General features: G+C 49.3%; 7 protein-coding genes. All 7 read left to right on the top strand.

The annotated features are described in order from the left end of the window. The first annotated feature begins 18 nt into the window (after positions 1-18). Entirely contained in the window at positions 19-354 is a 336-nt protein-coding gene (locus tag AB1466_06630; GenBank protein ID MEW6189758.1) for a 4Fe-4S binding protein, read from the top strand. Between the two features lie 165 nt (positions 355-519). Next, on the top strand, positions 520-2,358 hold the full coding sequence (gene dnaK, locus AB1466_06625; protein ID MEW6189757.1) for a molecular chaperone DnaK: 1,839 nt from the start codon (positions 520-522) through the stop codon (positions 2,356-2,358). A 40-nt stretch (positions 2,359-2,398) separates the two neighbouring features. Beyond that, entirely contained in the window at positions 2,399-2,842 is a 444-nt protein-coding gene (locus tag AB1466_06620) for an Hsp20/alpha crystallin family protein (GenBank protein ID MEW6189756.1), read from the top strand. 83 nt (positions 2,843-2,925) lie between these two features. Next, positions 2,926-3,522 carry a nucleotide exchange factor GrpE gene (gene grpE / locus AB1466_06615; GenBank protein MEW6189755.1) on the top strand — a complete coding sequence of 199 codons (597 nt, stop codon included), beginning with the start codon at positions 2,926-2,928 and terminating at the stop codon, positions 3,520-3,522. 26 nt (positions 3,523-3,548) lie between these two features. Further along, positions 3,549-4,655: a molecular chaperone DnaJ gene (dnaJ, locus tag AB1466_06610; GenBank protein MEW6189754.1), complete on the top strand. Its 1,107-nt coding sequence runs from the start codon at positions 3,549-3,551 to the stop codon at positions 4,653-4,655. A 13-nt stretch (positions 4,656-4,668) separates the two neighbouring features. Beyond that, a complete protein-coding gene (locus AB1466_06605; GenBank protein ID MEW6189753.1) occupies positions 4,669-5,079 on the top strand; it encodes a helix-turn-helix transcriptional regulator in 411 nt (136 codons plus the stop codon). 17 nt (positions 5,080-5,096) lie between these two features. Beyond that, positions 5,097-7,727: an ATP-dependent chaperone ClpB gene (clpB, locus tag AB1466_06600; protein ID MEW6189752.1), complete on the top strand. Its 2,631-nt coding sequence runs from the start codon at positions 5,097-5,099 to the stop codon at positions 7,725-7,727. Positions 7,728-7,768 lie beyond the last annotated feature (41 nt).

Here is a 7,768-nt window from a genome sequence, read left to right as displayed (position 1 = left end):
CTGCAAGCTGCCATACCCATGGTGCTTTTCACTAAGGAATTGTGGGCGAAAATAGGTTGGCTTTTTTATGCGAAGATGTCCTTATTATTCTTCTTTTTAATCTGGATGATCTTCTCAAAGCGACCCTTTTGTAGAACGATTTGTCCCTTGGGAACTATCTTTTCCCTCTTTAATAGATTTAGCTTTCTTCAGTTGAAGGTCGATCTGTCCTCTTGCAATCTTTGTGGAGAATGTCAAAGGATTTGTCCCGTGGATATAAAGGTCTATGAGCATCCGAATTCAGTAAATTCACTCCGATGTATCCGTTGCTTGGAGTGCACCTCTTGCCCTCATATTTCTTGGAGTTTTAAATAGTTGCGCTCCCGACGCCATCGCTCACACTCGCTCTGCAAGCGGCCCTGAGCAGCAAGTTTATGGTTTTATGATCCAGCTACAAAAATAGTAGTAATACTTGACAATAATAGACTTAGATTTTATATTTAAAATGTGCTAAATATTTTCGAATCAGAGGTGATTTAGATGGCAAAGCCCGTAGGCATCGATCTTGGCACGACCAATTCCTGCATCGCTTACCTGGAAGCGGGTGAGCCCATAGTTATCCCTAATGCTGAGGGAGGAAGAGTGACTCCTTCCGTCGTGGCTTTCTCGAAGGCTGGCGAAATGTTGGTGGGAGAGGTCGCCAAAAGACAAGCGATCACCAACCCCGATCGCACTGTCGTCTCCATAAAACGGAGCATGGGTTCGGATTGGAAGAAGACCATCGACGACAAGACCTATACTCCTCAGCAAATTTCCGCCTTCGTCCTTCAAAAGCTGAAGAGAGATGCTGAGGCTTATCTCGGCGAAAAGATCACCAAAGCTGTGGTCACCGTTCCCGCTTACTTCCAGGATGCACAACGCCAAGCCACCAAGGATGCGGGAACCATCGCTGGTCTGGATGTGTTGAGAATTATCAACGAGCCCACCGCGGCGGCTTTGGCTTATGGTTTGGAAAAAGGAGGCAAAGGACGCATTTTAGTATTCGACCTCGGTGGGGGTACCTTTGACGTCTCCATCCTCGAGATCGAAGAGGGAATCTTTCAGGTCAAGGCGACCAGTGGAGATAACCATCTGGGTGGAGATGATTGGGATCAGCGGATAATGGACTGGATGGCTGATGATTTCAAGTCCAAGTATGGTGTGGACTTGAGGAAGGATAGGATGGCTCTCCAGCGCTTGAAGGAGGCAGCCGAGAAGGCGAAGTGCGAGCTCTCCTCGACTCTGGAAACGACCATACATCTTCCGTTCATAACTGCCACTTCGGAGGGTCCTCTGCACCTTGAGATGGCTCTCACCCGCTCTCAGCTTGAGCACATGACCACCGATTTGGTTGAAAGGTGCCGTGGTCCTGCCATCCAAGCGATGAAAGATGCAGGGCTTAAGGCGGGGGACTTCGATCATGTGATCTTGGTTGGTGGAGCTACACGGATGCCCATAATCCAAAGCCTGGTGAAAGACCTCACAGGGAAAGAAGCCCGAAAGGACATCAATCCCGATGAGGTCGTAGCCGTTGGTGCGGCGATCCAAGCGGGCATCATCATGGGCGAAGTCAAGGAGGAATTACTTCTCATCGACATAACTCCGCTTTCCCTTGGAATTGAAACCAAGGGTGGTATAGCAACCAGGCTCATTGAGCGCAATACCGCGATTCCCACGAAGAAGAGCGAGATCTTCACCACTGCTGAGGATGGTCAGACCAGTGTGGAGATTCACGTCGTTCAAGGGGAGCGCCCCATGGCTGCGGATAATGTGACCTTAGGTCGCTTCCACCTCATCGGCATTCCTCCCGCACCAAGGGGAGTTCCTCAAATCGAGGTCACCTTCGATATCGATGTAAATGGTATCGTCCACGTCTCCGCCAAGGATTTGGGCACTGGGAAAGAGCAGAAGATGACGGTCACTGGAAGCACCGCCTTGAGTAAGGAAGAGATCGATAAGATGATAAAGGATGCCGAGGCTCACGCTGAAGAGGATCGCAGGAAGAGAGAAGCCGCCGAGATTAAGAACACCGCCGATAACCTCGTTTACACCACCGAGAAGTCTCTGAGAGAGGTCGGCGATAAATTGCCGGCCGCCGATAGGGAGCGCATCGAAAGCGCCGTCTCTGAGGTGAAGGAGGCTCTTAAGACCAATGATATAGAAAGGATTAAGAAGGCTTCGGATGAGCTCATGCAGGCTTCCTATAAGATCGCGGAGGTACTTTACGCCCAGCAACAACAGCAAGCTCAAAGCGCAGGCGAAAAGGAGACCGGAGGCGATGAAGGCGTCGTCGATGCCGAAGTGGAGGAGGAAGACGAGGAGAAAAAGAAGAAGAAATAATTTCTCTAATTTAGGAGGGGCTTCAAAGGGAGGGATGAAAATGGCCATTATAAGATGGGATCCATTTAGAGATTTTCTCGCCCTTCAGAATGAAATTGGAAGACTTTTCGAGAGGACCTTCGGTTTGGAAGAGAGACCTCGTTTGGGCAGATGGGTTCCAGCCATTGATATGTACGAGACCGATGATAAGCTCGTGATCAAGGCGGAGCTACCTGGACTCAAAGCCGAAGATGTAGAAATACATGTAGACGAAGATTCCCTAACTATTAAAGGTGAGCGTAAATTCTCCGAGGAGGTAAAGGAGGAAAATTATTATAGAATTGAGAGGCGCTATGGAGCTTTTGAGCGAGTAATCCCACTTCCCACGAAGATTAAGACCACAGATGTCGGCGCCACCTTCAAGGATGGTGTTCTCGAAGTTACCTTGCCCAAAATCGAGGTGGCAAGACCGAAAAGGGTTAAGGTCAAAGTTCAACCAAAGTAAGTTGAGTCGCAGTGAGCTGAAATGGAAGCCCCTCCATTTTTTTGTTTTGGAGCAGCAAGTCTTGGGGAAGAGAGGTGAAGTAAGTGACCGGAAAAGAGAAGATCGAAGGAAAGGGGACAAGAGAAACCCTTCCACGGGGCGAAGAAACCCGCAAGGAAGGAACTAAGAGAGTTTCAAGGAAAAAGACCAAAGTGGGTAAAGAAGATTTAGCAACGCTTGAGAAAAAGCTTAAGGCGAAGGAAGCGGAAGCTGCGGATTATTTGCATACCTTGAAGCGACTTAAAGCCGATTTTGAGAATTTTAAGAAGCGCATGGTGAAGGAGCAGACTCAGTTTTTGGAGATGGCATCGCAGAATATAATCATGCAGTTGCTACCCGTCTTGGATAATTTGGAGAGGGCTTTGGAAGCCTCTCGAGGAAATAAAAATCTCGATAATTTACTCAAGGGCGTGGAAATGATCCACTCCCAACTGAAGACCATTCTCGAGAAAGAGGGTTTAAAGACCATCGATCCCTTAGGAGAAAGATTCGACCCCTTAAGACACGAAGCCCTTATGCAAGTGGAAAGCGATGAACACAACGAGGATACGGTGGTCGAGGTTCTTTTAAAGGGGTATCTTTTAAGGGGAAACCTTTTGAGACCCGCCGCGGTCAAAGTATCCAAAAAGCCGTCGCTTTAAATTTGTGAAATGGTGTGGTGAGCCAGGTGTTTGGCAGAAGATATAAGGACTACTATAAGATCCTCGGGGTAAGCAAAGATGCCTCTCAAGAGGATATCAAGAGAGTTTATCGAAGGCTTGCTCGTAAATACCACCCTGATGCCAATCCAGCCAATAAAAAGGAAGCCGAGGAGAAATTCAAGGAAATAAATGAAGCCTACGAGGTTTTAAGCGATCCAAAGAAGCGTCAGGAGTATGATCAGGGTGTTCGCTTCTTTGAAACGGGATTTTCTCCCTTCAGGGATTTTGGTTTCGAGAGACCCTTCGGTGACTTTGAGTTTTCGGACATATTCGACATATTTAGGGATTTTGGATTTAGACGAGAATACCCTCAAGCTGGAAGGGATCTATATTACAATGTCAATCTATCCTTTGAGGATGCTCTCAAGGGGACCACTACAAGCATAGATCTCAACGAAGAAGTGAGTTGTCGTACATGTGGGGGAACTGGGGCAAAGCCTGGTACCTCACCCGTGGTCTGTCCAGTCTGCGGCGGCAAGGGAATGGTTGCCTACAATCAAGGTTTCTTTAGCCTCAGTCGAACCTGTCATAGATGCATGGGTCGGGGCACGATAATAGAAGCTCCCTGTCCCACCTGTCGGGGGGCGGGTACCGTAGAGCAAACCAAGAGAGTAGAGGTAAAAATACCCTCCGGTGTTGAGGATGGCTCGAAGATAAGGCTGAAGGGGAAGGGAGAGCCAGGAGTAGAAGGTGGACCTCCCGGAGATTTATATATCATCACCAATGTAGCCCCGCACCCGTTTTTTAAGAGGAAGGGTAGTAATATTTTGCTCGATCTGCCGATCACACTCACCGAAGCAGCCCTGGGAGCTAGCATCAAAGTACCCACCGTAAATGGTACGGTTTCCTTAAAGATTCCATCGGGCACCCAGGATGGGCAGATTTTCCGGTTGAAAGGGAGGGGAGCCCCCAGGCTTCATGGTTGGGGACGAGGCGATATGCTAATAACCATTCACGTGATCGTCCCCACTAAACTAACTTCGGAAGAGAGAGAGCTTTTGGTCAGATTCGCCAATAAACATAAGGAAAATCCCAGAGAACATCTGGAGAGGGCGATGACCAAGGGTTCCTGAGGTGGTGATTACTGTGAAAAAGAAAAAGGAGGAAGATTTCAGGGATACCGATATCCCAGTGTATATGATCAGCGTGGCTGCCAAGCTAGCGGGCGTGCATCCCCAGACGCTCCGTATCTACGAGCGAAGGAGGCTGATTTCTCCCAGCCGTACACCGGGAAGTACTCGTCTTTATTCCATGAGGGATATTGAGACGCTCAAGTTCATTCAACGGCTTACCCAGGAACGTGGAGTGAATCTCGCCGGGGTAAGGATGATCATGGATCTCAGGCGAGAATTGGGGATTATGAAGAAGGCTCTGGACGAAGCCGAGAAAAGGTTTGAGGAGTTTGAGCGGGAGGTGGAGGAGAGGATAGAGAATATCCGCCGAAGTCATCGGCGGGATTTGGTTCTCATTCCACGGGGTGAAATCGTAAGAAGGTAATTATGGGGTGGTGAAGGATGAGATTCGATAAATTTACGGTGAAGGCTCAGGAGGCAATCGGTGATGCCCAAAGGGTGGCTGAAGATAGGAACCACCAGCAGGTGGATGTAGAGCACTTGCTCCTTGTCCTTCTTCAGCAATCCGAGGGTGTTGTCTCCACCATTTTAAAGAAGCTGGAGATAAGCCCCGGGGCAATCAAAACCGAGGTTGAGCGAGAGCTGGAAAAGACTCCCAAGGTATATGGACAGGTGGGAACGATATACATCACCCCCCGCCTGAAGAGGGTCCTCGATCTCGCTTTTGCTGAAGCTGAGAAATTAAAGGATGAATACGTGAGCACTGAGCACCTACTTATGGCAATAATCGAGGAGGGAGGTCGGGCCTCCTCCATCTTAAAGGGATTCGGTTTAAGCAAGGATGTTGTGTATGATATTTTGGCGAAGGTTCGAGGACATCAAAGGGTAACCGACCCCTTCCCCGAGGACAAATATCAAGCACTCGAGCGCTATGGGCGTGATTTGACCGATTCAGCTCGCAAGGGGAAATTGGATCCGGTCATCGGAAGGGATGATGAAATCAGAAGGGTGATTCAGGTCCTCTCCCGAAGAACGAAGAATAACCCAGTACTCATGGGAGATCCAGGTGTGGGCAAGACTGCCATAGTTGAGGGCTTGGCACAACGCATCATAGGTGGAGACGTTCCTGATGGTCTTAAAAATAAGCGGATCATCGCATTGGATGTTGGTGCTCTCATTGCGGGCACGAAATATCGTGGGGAGTTTGAGGACAGGCTCAAAGCAGTTCTCAAGGAGATAACCGAGGCAGAAGGACAAATCATTCTATTCATCGACGAATTGCACAACATAGTTGGTGCTGGAGCTGCGGAAGGAGCGGTTGATGCTGCCAACATGTTGAAACCGATGCTCGCTCGGGGGGAACTCCGTTGCGTGGGGGCAACAACCATCGATGAGTATCGCAAGAGAATCGAAAAGGATGCCGCCCTCGAGCGGAGGTTCCAACCCATTCTCGTGCGGGAGCCATCCGTTGAAGATACCATAGCCATCCTCAGGGGTCTTAAGGGACGTTATGAGGTCCACCATGGAGTGAGAATCACCGATCCCGCGATCATAGCCGCTGCCACCCTCTCCGACAGGTATATCAGCGACCGATTTCTCCCGGATAAGGCGGTTGATCTCATCGACGAGGCGGCTTCTCATTTGCGCATCGAGATGGATAGCATGCCCTCTGAAATCGATGACATCCAAAGGAAGATCAAGCAATTGGAGATAGAGAGAGAAGCACTCAAGAAGGAGAAGGATAAAGCATCCAAGGAAAGATTGGAGAAGCTGGAGAAAGAGCTCGCAGAGCTCAAAGAGAAGGGCGATCGAATGAGGGCTCAATGGCTCAGAGAGAAGGAAATCATCTCCCGGATTCGAGAACTCAAGGAAAAAATCGAGCAAACGAAACTTGAAGAACAGGAGGCTGAGAGGGAGGGGGATCTCGAAAAAGTTGCCAGACTCAGATATGGCGAGCTCTTGGAGCTGGAACATCAGCTGAAGGAGGCAAACGAGAAGCTCCTTAAGCTTCAAAAGGGTCCCAGGATGCTCAAGGAGGAAGTGGATGGGGAGGATATCGCTGAAGTCGTCTCCAAGTGGACTGGAATCCCTGTCTCCAGGCTCATGGAGGGAGAAATCGAGAAGCTCATCCACATGGAAGAGCGCCTTTCCAAGAGAGTTGTGGGGCAGGAGGAAGCGATAAGAATCGTCTCCGATACCATCCGGAGGGCTCGTGCTGGTTTGCAGGATGTCAGTCGTCCCCTCGGTTCCTTCATCTTCCTCGGTCCCACGGGCGTGGGAAAAACTGAGCTCGCCAGGGCTTTAGCCGAATTCCTCTTCGACGATGAGAGGGCCATGGTCAGATTGGATATGAGCGAGTATATGGAAAGACATACCGTTGCCAGGCTCATAGGGGCTCCTCCCGGATACGTGGGATATGAAGAGGGAGGACAACTCACCGAAGCAGTGAGAAGAAGACCGTATTCCGTCATTTTGCTGGATGAAATAGAAAAAGCTCATCCGGAAGTGTTCAATACCTTGCTCCAGATTTTAGATGATGGTCGGCTGACCGATGGGCACGGGCGCACCGTGGATTTTAAGAATACCATCGTCGTCATGACCTCAAACCTGGGCACGGCGCACCTCCAAAAGGTGGCTGTGGGATTCGCAAGGACCGAAGAAGGATTATCCAACTATAATGAAATGAAGAAAGTGGTCATGAGCGAGTTAAAAAGAGCTTTTCGCCCCGAGTTCTTGAACCGTATAGATGAGATCATCATCTTCCATCCTTTGACCCTGGGAGATATCAAGAAGATCGTTGATATCCAAATCGGTTACCTCAAACGTCGCTTGGCTGAGAAGAAAATTAGTTTAATTTTAAGCCAGGGAGCAAAGGAATTCTTGGCCAAGGAGGGGTTCGATCCCAACTTTGGGGCAAGACCACTGAAGCGAGTCATACAGAGAGAAATCCAAAACCCCCTAGGTTTAAAGATACTGGAAGGAGAATTTAAAGAGGGCGATTGCGTCGAGGTCGATTACACGGGAGACAAAATTGTTTTTCTGAAGCGAGAGAGGGTGAAGGCTGCGAGTTAGAATTCGGTTGGTCCTCTCCCTTTGAGATTGAATTTTTGGTC

The sequence above is a fragment of the Actinomycetota bacterium genome, from assembly GCA_040755895.1.
In the GTDB taxonomy this organism is placed as follows: Bacteria; Actinomycetota; Aquicultoria; order Subteraquimicrobiales; family Subteraquimicrobiaceae; genus Subteraquimicrobium.
Note: the sequence above shows the minus strand (reverse complement) of the source record. Positions and strands in the feature narration are given on the sequence as shown.

Excerpts from the sequence above, each read along its gene's own strand:
- dnaK (MEW6189757.1), top strand. The coding sequence starts at position 520 with ATGGCAAAGCCCGTAGGCATCGATCTTGGCACGACCAATTCCTGCATC.
- AB1466_06630 (MEW6189758.1), top strand. The coding sequence starts at position 19 with ATGGTGCTTTTCACTAAGGAATTGTGGGCGAAAATAGGTTGGCTTTTT.
- AB1466_06620 (MEW6189756.1), top strand. The coding sequence starts at position 2,399 with ATGGCCATTATAAGATGGGATCCATTTAGAGATTTTCTCGCCCTTCAG.
- clpB (MEW6189752.1), top strand. The coding sequence starts at position 5,097 with ATGAGATTCGATAAATTTACGGTGAAGGCTCAGGAGGCAATCGGTGAT.